Here is an 18,019-nt window from a genome sequence, read left to right on the forward strand (position 1 = left end):
CGGTAACAGGTTTCGATAAATAGTCACTGACCTGCAGCCGCAAAGCTTGCCGGGCATATTGGAAATCGGTATATCCGCTTAAGATAATGATTTCTCCTGGAAAGTTCGCTTCCCGGAGCTTTTCAATCATTTCAAGGCCGTTCATCACTGGCATATAGATGTCCGTAATGACGATATCCGGCTGGATATTGCCGATCATCTCCAGCCCCTCGGCACCATCGCTGGCTTCACCGGCGAATTCAGCGTCGATGGCTTCCCAAGGAATCGCCTTTTTCATGCCTTCGAGCACTTGAAAGTCATCATCAATGATGAGTATTTTCCACATAATACTGCTCCTCTACCTGTTCTTTGTATTGAATTTGTGGCAGCAGAACCGTGACAAGCGTACCATTGCCGTTAGAGCTGCTCATTTGAACGCCGTATGGAAGTCCGAAATAAGCCTCGATCCGCTCTTTCACGTTGCGCACGCCATAGCCGCCCGTTTTTCTTACCTTTGGTTGATTCCAATCCGGACGCAGCCCGACGCCGTCATCCCAAATCTTGAATTGGATGTCTTGATTGACCAGTTGTACACTCACTTGGAGCTCCCCTTTTTTCCTTCCATGGAAGCCGTGAATAATAGCATTCTCAATAAAAGGCTGCAAAGTTAGCCTGGGGATAAAGAGCTCCCGTGCGGACTCATCGACATGGATGGTGAATGATAAGCGCTCTCCCCAGCGGATTTGCTGAATTTGCAAATAACATTCGACATGCGTGATTTCGTCGGCGATCGGAATGAGCGTCTCCCCATTCGACAGGYCGATACGGAACATTTTGCCCATTAAGGAAAGAATTTTGCTGATCTTATCTTGCCCTGAGTCAATGGCTAACCAATTTAATTGATCCAGCGTATTGTACAGAAAATGGGGATTAATCATCGCTTGCAGCGCTTGAATTTCCGCTTCGCGCTGGCGTTTATGCTGAGCCTTCAAGGAGTCCAACAGCTCCTCAATGCGCTCCATCTGCTTGCGATAACCATTAAATAGGTTCCCAAACTCATTGGTATAGTCTTGAGGTAAGTCTGTAGCAAAACCCCGTTCTGGAAGCTTGCTCATGAAGTTGAGCAGGAGTTTGATTGGTTTGGTAAACTGTCTAGAAATAAAAAATGTGACAAAAAATCCAATAATAATGGCAGAAAGCCCCACAGTTAAGAGAATCAGCGCTAAACGGATACTGCCATTAATAATGTTTTTCCAAGGCGTTACCTCAACTAGCATCCAGTTAGAAGGCGATTCACTCCATACTAGTAAGGAATCGCTTTGCTGTTTGGTTGAGAGATGAGTGCTTCCAGACTTGGCATTCACGACTTTCAATTTATCAAGCTCATCGCCTTGTAGACTTTGATCCCCARTCGATGCAATTTTCCTGCCGCTAGCGTCGAATAAGAGCCGGCTTCGACCTTCCGTTTCCCCGCGAATCAAGTTCTGAATTTCAGAGGATTTCACATTGAGCATCAGCATACCGTAGTAAATACCGGAGTTATTATAAAGCTTCCTGGCATAGCCGATTACTTTCAGCGGACCTTGGTTGGTCTGAATCGTCCGTTCTTTAATCCAAGCGGAATCGTTATTTTGAATGTCCGGAAACCAGTCTTCTTCGCGTACTTTTTGCAAATTGTAGACTCGGATAGGCCCTTGGGAATCCGGCATAAAAGGCCGCTCTGTGTACAAATAAATCGATTGTACCATGGTTGTGCTGTAGGTAATGCTGGCAAGCAAATTCTCCAAATCCTGCTTGCGGCGATTGCGCTCGAATAAATCGCTTTCGAGCGGGTCATATCCGATAATGTCGATGTTCCTAGATGCAGCTAGAGACATTTGCTCAATCGAATTTAACTGAATGACTAAACGTTTATTTAATTCATTTAATAGATCCTGCTGATAATTAGCGGTATTGCTGGCCAGCTCACGCGAAGTGAGGCTGTAGCTTATCCATGAGGTGACAAGTAGAAGCACGGCGATGAATGCGGCGAAACTACCGAAGAACAGCCGGCCGATGCGGACACGCTTAAACATAGTAAACAAGGCTGATCCCCCTCATAAGATGCTATTAAATTGGAAAAAAAGGCTGCCAAATGCGCAACCTTTTTCATGTTTATTTCATTTTAGCCTTTCACAGCACCGGAGGCAATGCCGTCAACAAAATGGCGCTGTGCCATAAAAAAGATGATGAGAGAAGGCACGATGGAAAGAAGCGACATCGCCAGCAATTGCCCCCAAGGCAGTGCCGATTGGCTGTCCACGAACAGCTTCAAAGCAAGGCCAACGGTGTATTTACTGACCGAGTTGATATAAAGCAGGTGTCCGAAGAAGTCGTCCCAATTCCAGAGGAAACAATAAATGGCCACTGTGACAAGGGCTGGCTTCGTTAACGGAAGCACAATTCGCCAATAAATGCCGAACCAGCTGCAGCCGTCCATTTTGGCCGACTCATCGAGCTCACGCGGAATGCCGCGGATGAACTGCACCAGCAGGAAGATGAAGAAGGGGCCTCCAATTCCTCCAGCTAAGGCGTGCGGTACATAGAAGGGCAGGTACGTGTTCACCCATCCCCAGGTATTAAACATGATGTACTGAGGCACCAAAGTAACTTGGCTTGGTAGCATAAGTGTAACCATCAGGATGGCAAACCAGAAGTTTTTCAATGGAAAATCCAACCGTGCGAAGCCGAAAGCGACCAAACTGCAGGAGAGGACAGACGTAATAAGGACTCCGGCAATTAATTCAAATGTATTCATATAGAAATGGGTAAAAGTAAATTTAGGAATGGCTACCCAGCCTTCGCTGAAGTTAGTCCACAACCATTGGTTTGGAAAAAGAGAAGGAGAGCTCATCTCGGCATTGGACTTGAAGGCCGCTCCGAACCACCACAACATAGGATAGATCATGACTAGACTGAATAAGGCCAATAAGGAATGAGTTCGTAACGTTCGAGCAGATATCAGTGGGTTTCTCATTTACCTTTCGCTCCTTCTGTTTCGTAGAATACCCAGTAGCGGGACGAGGCGAAAATTATTGCGGTCACGACCGCGATCACTACGAGAAGTATCCAGGCCAGTGCCGATGCATAACCCATTTCATAGCGGGAGAAGGCGCGATCGTAGAGGTACAAAGCGTACATATACGTCGAGTTGATAGGGCCACCTTTTGTAATGATGAAGGCTTGTGTGAACATTTGGAAAGAACCAATGGTTTGCAATACAAGATTAAACAGCAGAACAGGGGATAGCATCGGCAGGGTAATACTGACAAATTGCCTTACTTTCGAAGCGCCGTCAACGGATGAAGCCTCATATAATTCCGCAGGGATTTGTTTGAGCCCGGCAAGGAAGATCACCATGGACGAACCGAACTGCCAAGCGACAAGGATAATTAATGTGCCTAAAGCGGTCTTGGGATTGCTGATCCAGCTGATACCGTCTATGCCGAGCATACCGAGAAATTTATTAATAAAGCCGTCCATGCCGAAAATATTTTGCCAAAGGATAGCTACTGCAATGCTGCTTCCTATTAATGAAGGTAAATAAATGAACGTCCGATAAACCGAAATTCCTTTGATTTTCTTATTGAGCAACATGGCCACCATAAGCGCGCTAAACAGCTTTATTGGCACAGACAATACGACAAACAGGATCGTTATTTTCAAAGACTGTCGAAAAATCTCGTCATCTGCAAAAATCCGCTCATAATTGCGTAAGCCGATCCATTCCGGCGCGTCAAGCAGCGTATATTTGGTAAAAGAATAATACATCGATTGGATCATCGGCCAGAGGGTAAGCAGCAGAAAGCCCAGGAGCCAAGGGGAGATAAACAAATACCCCGCTAATGGCGATTCCCAGCGACCTTTTAGCGTGAAGGATGTTGTTATTTTTCGGGATTGAACGCTTTGTGGAGTACTATTCGTTTCAGCTTTCATTGGGAATAACCGCCTTTCATGTCGAAACACCTATATGCTTAGTATAAAAGCTAACAGCCCCCTGAAAAATGAGAGTAATGAACACAATTCATTCACAATCGAACACTGGTAAAACAACCAATATTATCATTGACGCGTAGACAGGGTACCTCCTGTATTAATAATAATAATCATTATCAAAAAGTTTCTGAGATATTAATGCCACTACATTGGCAAGAAATAAGTAATTGGATTAAACATCTTAAGCCGGCTATCCCAACAACAAGACATGGTTTACTACGGAAGGATGACAACTTATGAAGAAAGCTTCATCATTTGAAATTGTAGCAGCGAGGTGCTGGAACCTTCTTAATGAAGGCAAGCCGTTTACTCCGATCTTAGTCGTGGGGGTTTTCCTGCTCTATCACATTGGCCAGTGGTCCGATCCCGGCTTCTGGTCAGCTTGCGGACTGGGTTTTCTTGTGACCCTCCCTCTTTTTGTCCTGTATTATTGCTTCGATTTTCCGCTATTTTTACGCAATTACCTGTGGCTGCCCTTTATTGCCGCCATGCTAGTTTGGTAAATGTCTGAATTTTTCATTTATTTATTAGCGATCGGACTTTTTTTATTTTTCACCATCTACTTCTGGGGAAATTTTTATTATCATCTGAGAATTGGGACAACTTGGTGGAACTTTAGCCGCTTCTGGAAGCTTGTTCTGAAGAATAGCGATTCGACTAGCGGCAATGCCCAGGAACAGATGCCTAAGTTCTTGCTGCTGCTGTTTGTATGGACCCATTATTATCGTCAATTTGAAAATGGGCGACGATGTGGAGAGCATAACAGCCGTCATGCATAGTGACGTTGCCGACCGCAATATTATTGAACGGGCCAAGAAGATTATGGCGGAGCAAAATCCGGATTTATTAGTTGCCCAGCTGATCGGTGTTGATCAAACAGGACACAGCCGTGGCGTGCTCTATGACGACTATACGCAGAAAATCGCAGAAGCCGACAAGCTGATCGAGGAGTTCGTAGGCTGACTTGAGGAGCGGGGAATGATGGAGAACACAACGCTCATTCTTTGTGCGGATCATGGCCAAGCTGACGGCATCGGAGGTCACGGCCATCTAGATGAGGGAGAGCGCTACGTGCCATTTTTCCTGCATGGTAGGTCGATCAAACAAGGCCACCGCATTGATGAAAAGCATTCCCTCGTATCTATGGCTCCAACGCTCGCCTATCTGCTTGGCGCGCCGTTCCCAAGCCATAGTCGCGGACCTGTACTAACGGAGGCTATCGACCAACATGACTAAGAAGAAAATTATCGTTTTCATGCCCGCACATAACGAAGAAGAGAATATCAGCGGGGTTATTGCCCGCGTACCGACGGAACAGATTCTGCGCAGATGGATTTATGACTGCCAGTCGGGGATGCGCGGTTTCTCGCGCGACGCCATGGAGAATGCGCCATTATTCATGACTATAACTACGCCCAGGTGCTGACGATTAATCTGGTTCGTCAAGGCTACAGATTAGAGGGAATACCGATTTCCTACCAGGTACGAACAAAAGGCCAATCCTTCATTAAGTTCAGACAGTACGTTTCCTCTGTGATCCCGGCAATCTATAAAGAAATGAGACGCCCAGTCTCCAAGAAACGCCAAGCAAGTTCATGTCGTTAAGGGTTTATTCAGCAGGGAAAACCTGTAGATGGGCACCTGAAATAGATCGCTGAATTCACATCGGAGTCTCTATTTGATCCCGCCTATCACCACATTATTTTGTGCGAGTGGATCAAGTGAAAAAGGCSGAGAAATATTTAAAAAATATAGTTGTTGACACTTTAATTGATAATAATTATCAATGTTAATCAGTAATAGTCTTGGAAGAAAAAATATTCAAAATTATTAGACAATTGTCTGGGGGTAAAAATTTGAAGAGGCAATTATTAGCCGGCCTAATGGCTATTTCAGATTTGCGGCACCGGTCATGGCTTACATTCGGAGGGCAGTCTGCTGACATCAGCCTGGTCAATCGCGGCTACGGTGGCAAATGCTTGCCGAAGGACGTCGGCGCATTAATTCATATGGCCGATGAACACAAGACTAACGCTGATCTAATGAAAGCTGTTCAGCGCAAAAATACCGCCCTTCGCTCAAGCAGCGAGGGATAACGCAAATAAGCCTCCAAGCCCACATGCTGTGGGTTTTGAGGCTTATTTGTTATCTGTGATCTTGAATGACGGTGATAGAGCTTTCATTCCCAACATAAATCCGGTTGCTCCGCTTATTCAAGGCCATGTTCCCTGCTGACTGTCCAGTTCGCAGCTTGACCAGCAGCCGGTTCGTTAGCCCGCTGTACACGAACAGATCGCGGGTATCTGAATCCCCGACATAATATCGGTTCGTCAACGGGTTGACGAGGAGTGAAGAGAAAGTGGGGATGGAGAAGGTGGTCGCAATCGTATTGGTTAAGCCATTAATAACGAATAGTTTTCCTTTTCCTTCCTGCTGAGCGCTTGTTAGATAGATACGATTCGTTAGAACGTTAACGGCAAGCTCGCTTTGGCGTCTTCCGAGCTGAATGGGCGTGCTTCTCCCGAGCGTTGTGCCTGATATCACAGAGGCAAAACGGCTTAAATTATTAGCCACGTAGATCCGATTCGTCTCAGGGATAATACCCGGTGTAATAATCGGATTTTTACCTACTTTTATCATTTTGATCACGCTCATGGTAAAACCRTCGATAACATGAATGGAATCTTTGCCTACATTTGTGACATAGATCCGATTGGTTCGTTCATCAATAGCGATTAGGGCTGGTGATCCGCCGACCTTAATGGTTTTAAGGACACGGTTAGTGAAGCCGTCGATGATGCTAATCGTTCCGCTCGTACTGGCGACATAGATGCGATTGCTTCCACGATGAATGGCAATGCCAAAAGGGCGCGCGCCGACAGAGACGTTGGTGACTACTTTATTCGTTTTTCCGTTAATGACGGTGACGCTTGCAGCTCGGAAGTTCGTTGAGTAAATTCGGTTGGTGCGCGTGTTCACAGCCAGGAATAGGACGCCATCTCCCGTCTGCACATGACCGATCAATTTATTAGTGTTACCGTCCAGTACGCCTACTAGATTCTCTCCATTGACATAATAGACACGGCCAGTAAAAGAGTTAACGCGAATATCCCCTACTTGGCCGGCCACGGGCACAATCTTGATGACTTGCGGGTTATGGGTGTGTCTGATCTTGTTGAACTGTTCGGCTGGATCTGCATTTACTTGAACCTTGGCTTGAATAAGGGGCTTTGAGAAGTGGATCATCGGAGTCCCCCCTTCCCTGTATTTAATGAATGCAATAGTATATGGTTGAAAAAAGAAATCGGAAACTTGTTTACTTTAGCCTCAGGTGAGTTTTTAGTGAACTATAGTCCGCTATTTCTCTGAGGGCCCTTCTGACGGTTTCACTCCACACAAAATGAAAATAATGGTATAATTTAGGCGATTGAGATTTGGGGAGATTGGCTAAGGGAATGGAGTGTCTGGGATGTCTAAAAAGAAGTTAAGCATGGCAGTTGGTGTAAGCGCTTGCGCATGTGTTGGGGTTGGGATTTGGGGGTTGAGCTCGCTTCATCTCGGGGAAAGGACAAGCGAACCGACAGAGGTTGCAACCTCCCTGGCGGCAGCAACCACGGCAACAGCTGTTGAGACTATTCCATCCGCGCCTGCGAAAAAGAGTTTCGACGATCTGCTTCAGCAATACGGCTCTCTACCGCTTTCGGATGCGCATAACCATGATGCCAGCGATTCGAAGTACATAGACATGCAGAATATKTRGAAGCGAGATGCGATGGATCGTGTGATTCTTTTCGGGGATGTATCGGAGTCGAGCGCGATTCGAACCGATGCCTATGCCTGGAATGCTTATATAGAAAGGCCTGATTTCTTTGTGCCTTATTTTTCAGGCTTTAATCTGCATGATCCGTCTAGTCTTGAGGTCGTAAGGAATAATCTGGAACAAGGTTATTTTGGACTTGGTGAAATTGCGGCTGCTTCATATAACTCACCCGTTGTATCGAAAGTGGAATGGAAGGCCAAGGACCCTATGGACGGCTTTCTACCGCAAATTTATGAGTTGTGCGCGGAGTATCAAGCGCCGATTCTACTCCATATCGATCCTCCGAATGGCTTCGTGATTGATAAATTGGAGGAAGCGTTGGCTGCACATCCCCAAACGGCCTTCATTTTCGGTCATGCGAATGCCTATAATTCCCCAGAGAATATCAAACAATTATTAGAGAAGTATGATAATATCTATATGGATTTTTTTGCTGGGTTTACCTTGCTCAATCCAGATAGTACGAACAGGATCGAGGATTTTCTGCCTGTTATGAAGCAGTTCCCTGACAAGTTCATGCTCAGCACTGACTCTGGCTTCGGACTTGCAACTGAAGATGCCGCCATCGAGGCGATGTATCGTGTCATGGATGCCATTGGCGATCCTTCGCTGATTAAGAAAGTGGCTTATGATAATTTAGATGCAATCCTTCGGAATGAACCAGCTACCACAACGCAGAAGGAAGCTATTCTGAAGAAGGATGCCACACGCGATGTTACGAAGCTTACAAAGTTCGAGGCTGGGAAGCTGCTTTGGGGCAAATAGTGATGAGTGTGAGGAGTAATGGCTAGTAACAACATGTAAAAAGTACATCAAATAGATGAGACTTGTTGCCTCCGGAGTCAAATCATGCATAAAGTACATCAAATTTAGCATAATCACCCCATTTTCGGGGATATCTACTGATTTTGATGTACAAAATGCATGATCACTTCTGAATTGTGCTAAAACGCGAAGGTTTACTGTATTTTTTACACTTTCTCGCGAATAAATCATGCATCCGCGATAATAAACCGATAGCACATGACGGAAAAAGCCAATCTTCCATCCGTATTTGCATACCGGTGGAAGACTGGCTTTGGCTTGCTAGCGCAGGTTAGCGCGCTTCAACAGCCGCTGGATCGAGCGGTTTGCCTCAGGCAGGACGATGTCCTTGTCGATCGTCCGCATGATGCGGTTCTCCATCACGATCCGACCATTAATGATCGTTGTCTCCACATCCGCGCGTGTCGCGGAATACACGATGCGCGAGATCGGATCCACGTCGAAGGACGGATACGTGTGGAAGTTGATGAGATCGAGGATCGCCAAGTCGGCTTTCTTGCCGACCTCAAGACTGCCGATCTCCTTCTCCATACCGACCGCACGCGCGCCGCCGATGGTCGCCATGCGGAAGACCGTCTGCGCGTTCATCGCCGTCGGTCCATGCACGGGCTTCTGGATCAGCGCAGCCAAACGCATCTCATTGAACATATCGAGATTGTTGTTGCACGGTGCGCCATCAGCGCCGAGCGAGACAGAGATGTCGAGCTTCAGCATGTCGGGCGTCTCGGCAATCCCCGAAGCCAGCTTCAGGTTTGAGCCTGGGCAGTGGCTCACGTGGACGCCACGCTCATGGATGATGCGCTTCTCCTCATCATCAAGCCAAATGCAGTGCGCCAGAATGAGGCGCTCATTCGCTAAGCCCAGATGGTCGAGATAAACGACATTGCGCATGCCGGTCTCGGCCTGCACAATCTCAATCTCGCCTAGATTCTCTGATGCGTGCGTATGCACTCTCACTTGGTACTGCTCGGATAAGCTGCGAACTTCGCGCAGCAGCTCCTCCGTGCACGAGATGACGAAACGCGGCGAGAACGCGTATTGGATCCGGCCGTCGTCGTGGCCGTTCCATTTCTCGAGCAGATCGACGCTTTGTTGAAGCGATTCGGACGTTTTCTCTTGCAAGGGGAATGGCACCTCATCGCCCTTGTCCATCATCACTTTGCCGGACAAAGCGCGGATCCCGCTCGATGCGATGGCTTGGAAGGCGAAGTCGGTATGATGCACCGTCTCCATATCTACGATGGTTGTTGTACCGCTTTGAATCAGCTCGCCAATCCCGAGCAAAGCGGAATAATAGATGGATTCCTCGTCATGGGAAGCTTCCAGTGGCCAAATCCGCTGTTTCAGCCAATCCATCAGCTCCAGATCATCCCCTTTGCCACGGAACAATGTTTGGCATAAATGGATATGAGTCTGCACGAAACCTGGAATGACCGTTCGGTTCCTGGCATCAATCACCTTATCGATTTGCGCGGGGTCCACATTCAAGTCAGGTCCGATTGCCTTGATCCTGTCATTTTCAATGAGCATATCTCCGATGAAAATATCCCCGTCGCGGTTCATCGTTACTAATTCAGCATTTTTAATAAGTATAGTCGCCATGGGCATAAACCTCCTGCTTCTGTTTATTGTATGACGTCAGGAACATAAAAAAACTAGCCACGAAAAATATGCAAATGCGCACATTCTTCGTAGCTAGAAATTTACGGTTTCTAAGTAGAGACCCTTAATCCGATTATTAAGGTTATACGAAAGAGATTATTCAGTTCGTGTCGTTCCTGCTTCTCTATAGCGTAAACCGATGTCGGCTATTTGTCAACGGAATGTTATGAATGCTAACACGAACCCTACATCCCCTCCCTCTTTTTACTCGGGATGATTTGGCGTTCCGCTGCCTGCGGAATAAGGCGTTGTCACACCTTCATACATGAGGTGCATCGACATGCCTTCGGCGGCATGAGCAAGATTATGGCAGTGATCCATCCACAACCCCGGATTATTGGCTACAAAAGCGACTTCATACGTCTCTCCTGGCAATACGTTCAGCGTATCTGACCACCAAGGGCTGCCGGTTGATGGCTTGCCATTACGCGACAGGACAAGTACGTGATGTCCATGCAGATGCATCGGGTGATCGACATTTCCGCGGTTCATGAAGGTCATTTTGACGATATCCCCTTCCTTCACCATAAACATCGGCGCATTCGGGAATACTTCTCCATTCAATGTATAGAGGAAATTAAAGTTGCGGTTAAAAATGCCGAGTTTATTATCCAGAATCAAGGTGAACTCTCTGTCGAAGCGGCTGCTCGCATCAAAAGCGGTTGCTGCCGGGCTACCATAGGAAAGTGGATCGAAATCCACGGTCTTCGGAGTCTCAGGAACGTTTCCGCTGCCATCGGATGACATTAGAATACCTCCATTATGATTCTCTCCTACATTTAAATAGACTGGACGCTCAGGCATGATGAACGTGATATCATACCTTCCTCCAGTAGGCACAATTACACGGGTATTGGTCAACACGTCCGGCTTATTCAGTTCTGTGCCATCAATGGCCGCCACCTCAAAATGTGTGCCAACAAGCGTATAGTTCTGATTCACCCAATCGTCAGTGTTAATCAACCGCATTCGGACAGGCGTTCCTGGAGCGATCGCCATGCGTTCGAGTTGATCCGAGGCGCCAACGGCAATCGAAGCGCCTTTCCAGCGATGCGTCATCACGGTGATATCTTTTACTGGCTGTAAAGGTTCTGTTTTCGGTTCAACGATCAATGCGCCGAAGAGTCCCATGCTGACGGCTTCGCGTGAGTCCTGATGGGAGTGATACCAGAAGGTACCTACCTGCTCGGCTCGGAAGCGGTACGTATACGTTTCACCTGGCAAGACCGCATTTTGCGTGGCGCCGGCAACGCCATCTTCAGCATTCGGCACATCAAGGCCATGCCAGTGAGCGGTAACGCCTTGCTCGATATCTTGGTTAATGAGCGTGACCTCGATCAACTCGCCCTCCTTCATGCGTAGCTCCGGTCCCGGGATTTGCCCGTTGTACGTCCAAGCGTCGACGGTTTTGCCAGAGCTAAGCGCGACCGTTTTTTTCTGAGCGGTAAGTGTAAAACGACGATCCGGCGTCCCCTCGAGCTGGCCTGTCAGGTCGGCGACAGAGATCATTTTGCCCGAATTGCTGTTCATGGCAGCCATACCGCTTTGGTGATTATGCATACTCATGTCTGCTGGCATTCCACCACCGTAATCATGCGTCCCGCTTGCCATATCGATTTCCGCAGGCAGTTCGCTTTTATCCATAGCATAGTTAAAAAGATAATAACCTGAAGCTCCCAACACTGCGAGTACACTGAGCATAACCAAGCTGCGTTTCCAAAAGGCGGGGGCTATATAAGTTTCCATCTTACTTACCTCCCCATAACGGATCTGGTGCCTCCACCAAAGTCCTGCTGTTGCCAGCACGAAGACAGCCAGCGGTATGGATATATCAAGCCATTTGAACGGCACAGATGGCACTAGTGCGAAATAAAAGGAAGTTAATGCGGCGAGTGCAGTCATTTGAAAAGGAATGATGAGGCCTGGAGCGGCTGCGCTCAAGTGTGCTGTCAATTCACTAGGCGTTTCCTGCTCGTGCTCTCCTAAAGCTTGCTTCGTAATCCCGCGAAGTTTGAACAGTTTAGGCACGGCTATGAACCAGATGGTTAGAAGCGGCAGAATCACCAGTGGTGCTTGAATCAGCGCATGATCGATCCAAAAGGTGGTGAGCATGGTCTGCTGTAGCCAGACGATAGCTCCTAGAATTGCGGCGGCTGGGATGATTGGGAACCATGCCCAGAATAACAGCTTGCGCGTTTTATGATGCATGCGTTCAATTGTGCGGCTATAGAGCAGTCGAGAAGCCTTAACGCTCCCGATCCAGGTAAATATCACGAATAGCAATGAAGCTAACAGTATGGTTCCAATACTTATGTTGTACAAAATGATGACCCTCCTAAGTGTTTACGATACCTCCAGTATAGAGTCCCTTCTTGAGGCGGCAAACGGTCCAGGGACCAAGTGACTACCTAGACTAAAGTTGGGGGTACTCTCCTTCTTTATTCGCATCCAAGGTCGGGTAAGCGATTACAATCAGCATGTAAGAATTGGAAATAGTTTGCGTTTTCAAATGTGATGTGTTATTATAAATCCAATCGACAAAAAGAACCTGAATTCACATATTGTAAAGGGTTTTCATTTTTGTTAGTGAAACTTTTACAATGTGTGAATTTTTTTCTCTTTGAAGAATAAAAAACATGTTAATAATTTTTGGAGGTATTTCTCATGGCTACTGGTACAGTAAAATGGTTTAACGCAGAAAAAGGTTTCGGTTTCATCGAAGTTGAAGGCGGCAACGATGTATTCGTTCACTTCTCCGCAATCCAAGGCGACGGTTTCAAAACTTTGGACGAAGGCCAACAAGTTGAGTTCAGCGTTGTTCAAGGCAACCGCGGACCACAAGCAGAAAACGTTGTAAAACTGTAATATAATTTAAAAGACTGCCTTTACTTTGTAATGGCAGTCTTTTTCAATTTAGCTATTGAAGTTTACTTACGTAAAACGCTGAGGAGGTTCATCATGTATTCCAGAAAAAAGTCATTTGAAGAGATGCCTCTAGAAAATGTGACGATATGGTCTTGTGAACAAGAAGGCTGTAAAGGCTGGATGCGAGATAATTTTACATTCGATCACGTTCCGACTTGCCACTTGTGTCAGTCCACCATGGTTCGAAGCGTCAAGTTACTTCCTTTAGTTAATAACACAAGCAGTGATCAGAAAGCGCTCAAAAAAGGCGTTCAAATTTAATATAATGGAAACCCGGAGACCCTGCTGTCTTCGGGTTTTTTATGTTATCGCAAGCGAGGGAGGAATAGAGGCTGTGAAAACAAAAAAACGTCGGCAATGGCCGCTGTTGGTAGGCGCTTGTGTGCTTGCAGCATGTGCCGTCATCGTAATAGGCAAATCACCATTTGGCCCCGTCTCTTCCTGGAACACAGCCGGGAAGGATACTCCCGTGGCAGCAACATCAGTGCCCACGCCTCCGCCTAGAGAGGCTTTGGAGTTCCGCATGGTCGATCTGGACCATGGCTGGGTGAAATACGCCGATGGGATCGCGGCGACCGAGGATGGTGGCGGCTTGTGGCAGCCGGCCGCTGGAGAAGTGGCTGCTGCGGAAACAGCAGTCGATGGTTCGCTCGCTGAGCTGTTAAGCTTAGAAGAAGCTGGGTCAACAAGCTCAGTTAGTACTAGCCCTAGCCCGTTGACGGCGACGTTGGGCGGGGTTGCGTTTCCGGTGAAGCAAACACAGTTCCTGACACCGCGTATTGGTTGGGCGCTGCCCGCGAGCAGCAAGGATGCGAAGAATCCGCTGCTGATAACCGCTGACGGCGGGCAGACTTGGGTGGATGGCATGACCACGGAGGTCAAAGAAGCCATCCTCAAGGAGAAGAGCCATTTGCAGCAGCTGGCTAAGGAGAAAGAGCTGTACGCAACGCAGGAAGCAGCGAAAGGGATCATGAGCGCCAAGTGGAAGCTCGTGCCTGAGAGCGCTGCGCCTGGAGATGCGGTGCTTGTTCGTCACGATGAGCCAGGGACGATCACCTGGCTGAACAAAACATACACGCTCCAGCCATACGGAGCGGGGTATTTCACTTATTTGCCGATTGGGATGAGTGCGAAGCCCGGCAAATATCCGATCGGCGATCAGACGCTCACCATCGTGGCGAAGAAGTTCGAGACGCAGTATCTCAAAGTCACATCTGAGATGGAGAGCATGAAGCAGGATACGGCGCGCATCAATGCCGATCAGAAGAAAATCGATCTGGCGCGAAGCAAGTCCGAGCCAGAGTTTCTGTTCAGCGGGCCATTCGTGAAGCCCATCGAGGGGATTCTAACGACGCCATATGGCTATACCCGTTACGTTAACGGGAAGTATGATAGCGCGCATATGGCGGTTGACCTGGCCGCGAAGGAGGGCACCCCGATCAAAGCGACGAATGATGGGATCGTGGCGCTGGCCGAGAGCCTGTATTTGACCGGCAATTCCATCTATCTCGATCATGGAATGGGGCTTTTTTCGCAGTACGCGCATCTCTCCGAGCTGCGGGTGAAAACAGGCGACCGCGTGAAACAGGGCGACATCATTGGGCTAGTCGGCACAACCGGGTTCTCGACGGGGCCGCATTTGCACTTCACATTTTGGGCGCATAATGTACAGGTTAATCCAGATTTGTTTTGGAACACGACACCGTTTCGTTGGGTTCAGCCGGCTCAGGTTAAGCCTAAGGGTTGAACGTGAGGATAAGGAAAAGATAAAGGACACCATTCTTCTTCGCTATGCGGAGAGGGTTGGTGTCCTATTTGTATTATTTTAGCATAGAAAGCCGGTCGTAGGTCTCCGCATCACAGATGACGAAGAGCTGCGCATCCTCGGGAATGAGCTGGTCTAGCTTTTGGTTAATATTCAGTTGATCCCGGTCGGAGATCAGTGTCGCCCCCTCAAGGAGCAGCTGCTCAAAAGCGTCGCGGTAGGTCCGCCAAGCGCTCTTTTTGCCAAGCACTTGAAGGCTGCTGCTGGACTGCCTGGTCAAGAGCTGCGACACAATCCGTGACGATCCCGGTGAAAAAGCCGAGCGAACGGCAAGCTGCGAAATGGTCTCGGAGCCGAGGATGAATTCATTCACGTTGACATGCTGGAAGTTTTGCATATTTTCGCTGTTTTTGATCTCGACGATGGAGTGGACGTTGCGGTAGTTGCGCTCGACGGTTGTGGCGACGACTATAGATGAACTTGTTGTTCATTCGCAGCAGTTTAAKGAAGATCTTACTGAAATAGAACATGGAGGCTCCTTTCCTGAAAAAGTAGATATTTGGTCTATCTGCATGATACAATAAAGAACGAATGTTCTGGAACGGAGAAGGACGAATGGCTGAAACGATCAACATTTCCGTGCGCGCTCTGGTCGAATATGTGTTTCGCAGGGGGAGTATTGAGTCCGGCTTTCGGACAAGCACTGCGCTGGTTGAAGGTACGAAGGCACATCAAAAACTGCAAAAACAATACGGCGAATCGGATCAGCATGAAGTGTATGTTTCGGCTGAGATTGCCTACCGGGAGCTGCTGTTCGTCATTGACGGGCGGTGCGACGGTCTGCTTCAAGATGCGGACGGTGGTCCCGTGACGGTGGATGAGATTAAGTCCACATCCTCGGACATTAGCGAGATCGAAGAGGATTCGTACCCCGTGCATTGGGCGCAAGCGATGTGCTATGCCTATATGGTAGCCAAAGATCGCGAGCTTCATCATATRCGCATTCAACTTACTTATATGCAGGTGGAGACGGAAGATACGCGCCGATTCGTGAAGGAAGCTTCGTTCAGCGAGCTGGAACAGTTCGTGCATGACGTGGTAGAGCGGTATTATCCTTATGCACAGGCGATATATGAACATGAACAGCGCAGGAACCGCAGCATCAAGGAGTTGGCATTTCCTTTTCCAGCGTATCGTGAAGGACAGCGCAAGCTGGCAGGAGCGGTGTACAAATCGATCAGCGAAGGGCGCAAGCTGTTCGCCAAAGCGCCCACCGGCATCGGGAAGACGATGTCGACCTTGTTTCCGTCCGTGAAGGCGATTGGCGAGGGGCTGCTGCAGCGGATTTTCTATTTAACGGCGAAGACAATCACACGGACAGCGGCAGAGGAAGCGTATGGACTGCTTCAGGCACAAGGACTTCAGCTACATGTCGTGACCATCACGGCCAAGGACAAGGTTTGCCTGAAGGACGAAGTCCGCTGTACCAAGGAGCATTGCGAATTCGCAGATGGTTATTACGACCGCATTAACGGCGCCGTGCTGGATCTTCTGGGGTCGGAAACGATTATGACGCGTACTGTGATTGAATCGTATGCACGGAAGCATCGCGTTTGTCCCTTTGAGTTTTCACTGGATGTCGCTTATGCCGCAGATGCGGTCATTTGCGATTACAACTATATTTTTGACCCTCGTGTTAATTTAAAAAGGCTGTTCGAGGAGCAGAGGCGGCACACGACTTTACTCGTGGATGAAGCGCACAATTTGATTGACCGGGCGCGGGAGATGTACAGCAGCACTTTGGGGAAATCCGGGTTTCTTGCGCTGCAGCGGGAGTTCAAAGGCGTTCGCGCTGATCTGCATGATGCAGCCAAGGCGATTAATCAATATTTCATTACGCTGCGCAAAAGAATTGGAGACCGTCCGATGCTAGTGGAACCGGAGCTGCCGGAGGCTCTCTTGGCGCTGCTCGACGGTTTCCTTGCAGGCGCTGAGAAGGAACTGGCTGCAAGCGGGGGGAGCCCCGCAAGTCCATTGCTGCTGGAGACGTACTTCGAAGCCCATAACTTCGTCCGTATTGCCAAGCTGTACGATGAACGCTATATGACGTTGTTCACGTCTGATCGCAACGAAGTCAGCGTGAAGCTCAGCTGCCTGGACCCCTCTCATCTGCTCCGGCAGATGGGGAAAGGCTATCGCTCGCATGTGTTCTTCTCAGCGACACTCTCGCCGCTGTCCTTCTTCATGGACACGCTCGGAGCGGGCGAGGAGGACTACTCCGTGAGCGTGCCTTCGCCTTTTGCCAAGGAACAGCTGGAGGTTTTCGTCCAGCCGCTGTCGACCCGCTATCAGGATCGCGAGCGAAGCCGGGAGGCGATTGCCCGCTCGATTCATCACATGGTGACCAGTCGTTCGGGCAACCATTTGGTGTTTTTTCCATCGTATGCTTACATGAGTAGTGTCTACGAAGCTTTTACGGATCTTGTGGGTGAGCAGGGAGAGGATAGTCAGCTCCGTGTTCTGCTTCAGACGGTTCAGATGCCGGAAGAGGAGCGGGAGCAGTACTTGGCCGAGTTCCAGGCGGGCCGTAATGGGACGCTAGTTGGCTTCGCTGTGATGGGCGGCATCTTCTCGGAGGGCATCGACTTGGTCGGCGAACGTCTGACCGGCGTGGCCGTAGTTGGTGTAGGGCTGCCGCAGCTCGGACCTGAGCGCAATCTGATCAAGGCCTACCTCGAGGATACGGGCAAAAACGGCTACGAGTACGCCTACGTCTTCCCCGGCATGAACAAAGTGCAGCAGGCTGGCGGCCGGCTGATTCGCTCCGAAACGGATCGCGGCGTGCTGCTGCTGATTGATGACCGGTACCTGCAGCCGCTGTATCAGCGCTTGCTGCCGGAGGAGTGGCGGGATTATACGGTGCTGCGGTAGGTAATGGTGTGCTGCCAGAGGAGTGGCGGGAATATACGGTGCTGCGGTAGGTGATGGCATCCTGTGATTAAACGGCC

14 protein-coding genes, 2 pseudogenes and 1 riboswitch are annotated in these 18,019 nt (G+C 48.7%); of the genes and pseudogenes, 8 read left to right on the top strand and 8 right to left on the bottom strand.

The genetic code is table 11. The annotated features are described in order from the left end of the window. The 4 genes from AC1DUA_RS00005 to AC1DUA_RS00020 form a co-directional block, all read right to left on the bottom strand. Window positions 1–325, bottom strand: a 325-nt coding sequence (locus tag AC1DUA_RS00005) for a response regulator (RefSeq protein WP_477497771.1), incomplete at its 3' end; no start/stop codon positions are given. Then, the gene (locus tag AC1DUA_RS00010; protein WP_477497801.1) at window positions 303–2,054 is read right to left on the bottom strand and encodes a cache domain-containing sensor histidine kinase; all 1,752 of its coding nucleotides are present in this window, start codon (window positions 2,052–2,054) and stop codon (window positions 303–305) included. The genes AC1DUA_RS00010 and AC1DUA_RS00005, both read right to left, overlap by 23 nt. Before the next feature lie 89 nt (window positions 2,055–2,143). After that, entirely contained in the window at window positions 2,144–2,995 is an 852-nt protein-coding gene (locus AC1DUA_RS00015; protein ID WP_477497772.1) for a carbohydrate ABC transporter permease, read from the bottom strand. Beyond that, window positions 2,992–3,954: a carbohydrate ABC transporter permease gene (locus tag AC1DUA_RS00020; RefSeq protein WP_477497773.1), complete on the bottom strand. Its 963-nt coding sequence runs from the start codon at window positions 3,952–3,954 to the stop codon at window positions 2,992–2,994. Before AC1DUA_RS00020 ends, AC1DUA_RS00015 begins: the two co-directional genes overlap by 4 nt. 296 nt (window positions 3,955–4,250) lie before the next feature. On the opposite strand from AC1DUA_RS00020, the pseudogene AC1DUA_RS00025 reads away from it, so the two are divergent. The 3 genes and pseudogenes from AC1DUA_RS00025 (at window position 4,251) to AC1DUA_RS00035 (ending at window position 6,110) form a co-directional block, all read left to right on the top strand. Continuing rightward, window positions 4,251–5,250 (top strand): annotated as a pseudogene (locus AC1DUA_RS00025) (alkaline phosphatase family protein). A gap of 82 nt (window positions 5,251–5,332) precedes the next feature. Beyond that, window positions 5,333–5,619, top strand: a pseudogene (locus AC1DUA_RS00030) (glycosyltransferase family 2 protein); the annotation flags it as partial. Between the two features lie 251 nt (window positions 5,620–5,870). Further along, a complete protein-coding gene (locus AC1DUA_RS00035; RefSeq protein ID WP_477497774.1) occupies window positions 5,871–6,110 on the top strand; it encodes a hypothetical protein in 240 nt (79 codons plus the stop codon). Window positions 6,111–6,159: 49 nt separating this feature from the next. On the opposite strand, the gene AC1DUA_RS00040 is transcribed toward AC1DUA_RS00035, so the two are convergent. Further along, the gene (locus tag AC1DUA_RS00040; RefSeq protein ID WP_477497775.1) at window positions 6,160–7,260 is read right to left on the bottom strand and encodes a YncE family protein; all 1,101 of its coding nucleotides are present in this window, start codon (window positions 7,258–7,260) and stop codon (window positions 6,160–6,162) included. A 223-nt stretch (window positions 7,261–7,483) separates the two neighbouring features. Between AC1DUA_RS00040 and AC1DUA_RS00045 the strand changes: the two genes are divergently transcribed. Further along, on the top strand, window positions 7,484–8,599 hold the full coding sequence (locus AC1DUA_RS00045) for an amidohydrolase family protein (RefSeq protein WP_477497776.1): 1,116 nt from the start codon (window positions 7,484–7,486) through the stop codon (window positions 8,597–8,599). 321 nt (window positions 8,600–8,920) lie between these two features. Here AC1DUA_RS00045 and AC1DUA_RS00050 read toward each other — a convergent pair whose 3' ends face one another. Then, window positions 8,921–10,261 carry a 5'-deoxyadenosine deaminase gene (locus AC1DUA_RS00050; RefSeq protein ID WP_477497777.1) on the bottom strand — a complete coding sequence of 447 codons (1,341 nt, stop codon included), beginning with the start codon at window positions 10,259–10,261 and terminating at the stop codon, window positions 8,921–8,923. A 70-nt stretch (window positions 10,262–10,331) separates the two neighbouring features. Continuing rightward, a riboswitch (purine riboswitch) is annotated at window positions 10,332–10,431 on the bottom strand. A 94-nt stretch (window positions 10,432–10,525) separates the two neighbouring features. Beyond that, window positions 10,526–12,643, bottom strand: coding sequence for a multicopper oxidase domain-containing protein (locus AC1DUA_RS00055; protein WP_477497778.1), 2,118 nt, complete (start codon window positions 12,641–12,643; stop codon window positions 10,526–10,528). Between the two features lie 342 nt (window positions 12,644–12,985). On the opposite strand from AC1DUA_RS00055, the gene AC1DUA_RS00060 reads away from it, so the two are divergent. The 3 genes from AC1DUA_RS00060 to AC1DUA_RS00070 all read left to right on the top strand — a co-directional run bounded on the left by AC1DUA_RS00060 (window position 12,986) and on the right by AC1DUA_RS00070 (window position 14,993). Then, window positions 12,986–13,186: a cold-shock protein gene (locus tag AC1DUA_RS00060; RefSeq protein ID WP_079415431.1), complete on the top strand. Its 201-nt coding sequence runs from the start codon at window positions 12,986–12,988 to the stop codon at window positions 13,184–13,186. Between the two features lie 93 nt (window positions 13,187–13,279). Continuing rightward, on the top strand, window positions 13,280–13,507 hold the full coding sequence (locus AC1DUA_RS00065; protein WP_145665171.1) for a cold-shock protein: 228 nt from the start codon (window positions 13,280–13,282) through the stop codon (window positions 13,505–13,507). A gap of 73 nt (window positions 13,508–13,580) precedes the next feature. After that, complete coding sequence (locus AC1DUA_RS00070; RefSeq protein WP_477497779.1) at window positions 13,581–14,993, top strand: M23 family metallopeptidase; 1,413 nt, start codon at window positions 13,581–13,583, stop codon at window positions 14,991–14,993. A gap of 73 nt (window positions 14,994–15,066) precedes the next feature. Here AC1DUA_RS00070 and AC1DUA_RS00075 read toward each other — a convergent pair whose 3' ends face one another. Continuing rightward, the gene (locus tag AC1DUA_RS00075) at window positions 15,067–15,303 is read right to left on the bottom strand and encodes a hypothetical protein (RefSeq protein WP_477497780.1); all 237 of its coding nucleotides are present in this window, start codon (window positions 15,301–15,303) and stop codon (window positions 15,067–15,069) included. Between the two features lie 323 nt (window positions 15,304–15,626). Here AC1DUA_RS00075 and AC1DUA_RS00080 point away from each other — a divergent pair, with 323 nt between their 5' ends. After that, a complete protein-coding gene (locus AC1DUA_RS00080) occupies window positions 15,627–17,942 on the top strand; it encodes an ATP-dependent DNA helicase (RefSeq protein WP_477497781.1) in 2,316 nt (771 codons plus the stop codon). Window positions 17,943–18,019 lie beyond the last annotated feature (77 nt).

The sequence above is a fragment of the Paenibacillus sp. 01T422 genome (assembly GCF_056398785.1).

Coding starts and splice junctions, on each gene's coding strand:
- AC1DUA_RS00015 (WP_477497772.1), bottom strand. CDS start 2,995: ATGAGAAACCCACTGATATCTGCTCGAACGTTACGAACTCATTCCTTA.
- AC1DUA_RS00060 (WP_079415431.1), top strand. CDS start 12,986: ATGGCTACTGGTACAGTAAAATGGTTTAACGCAGAAAAAGGTTTCGGT.
- AC1DUA_RS00065 (WP_145665171.1), top strand. CDS start 13,280: ATGTATTCCAGAAAAAAGTCATTTGAAGAGATGCCTCTAGAAAATGTG.
- AC1DUA_RS00050 (WP_477497777.1), bottom strand. CDS start 10,261: ATGGCGACTATACTTATTAAAAATGCTGAATTAGTAACGATGAACCGC.
- AC1DUA_RS00020 (WP_477497773.1), bottom strand. CDS start 3,954: ATGAAAGCTGAAACGAATAGTACTCCACAAAGCGTTCAATCCCGAAAA.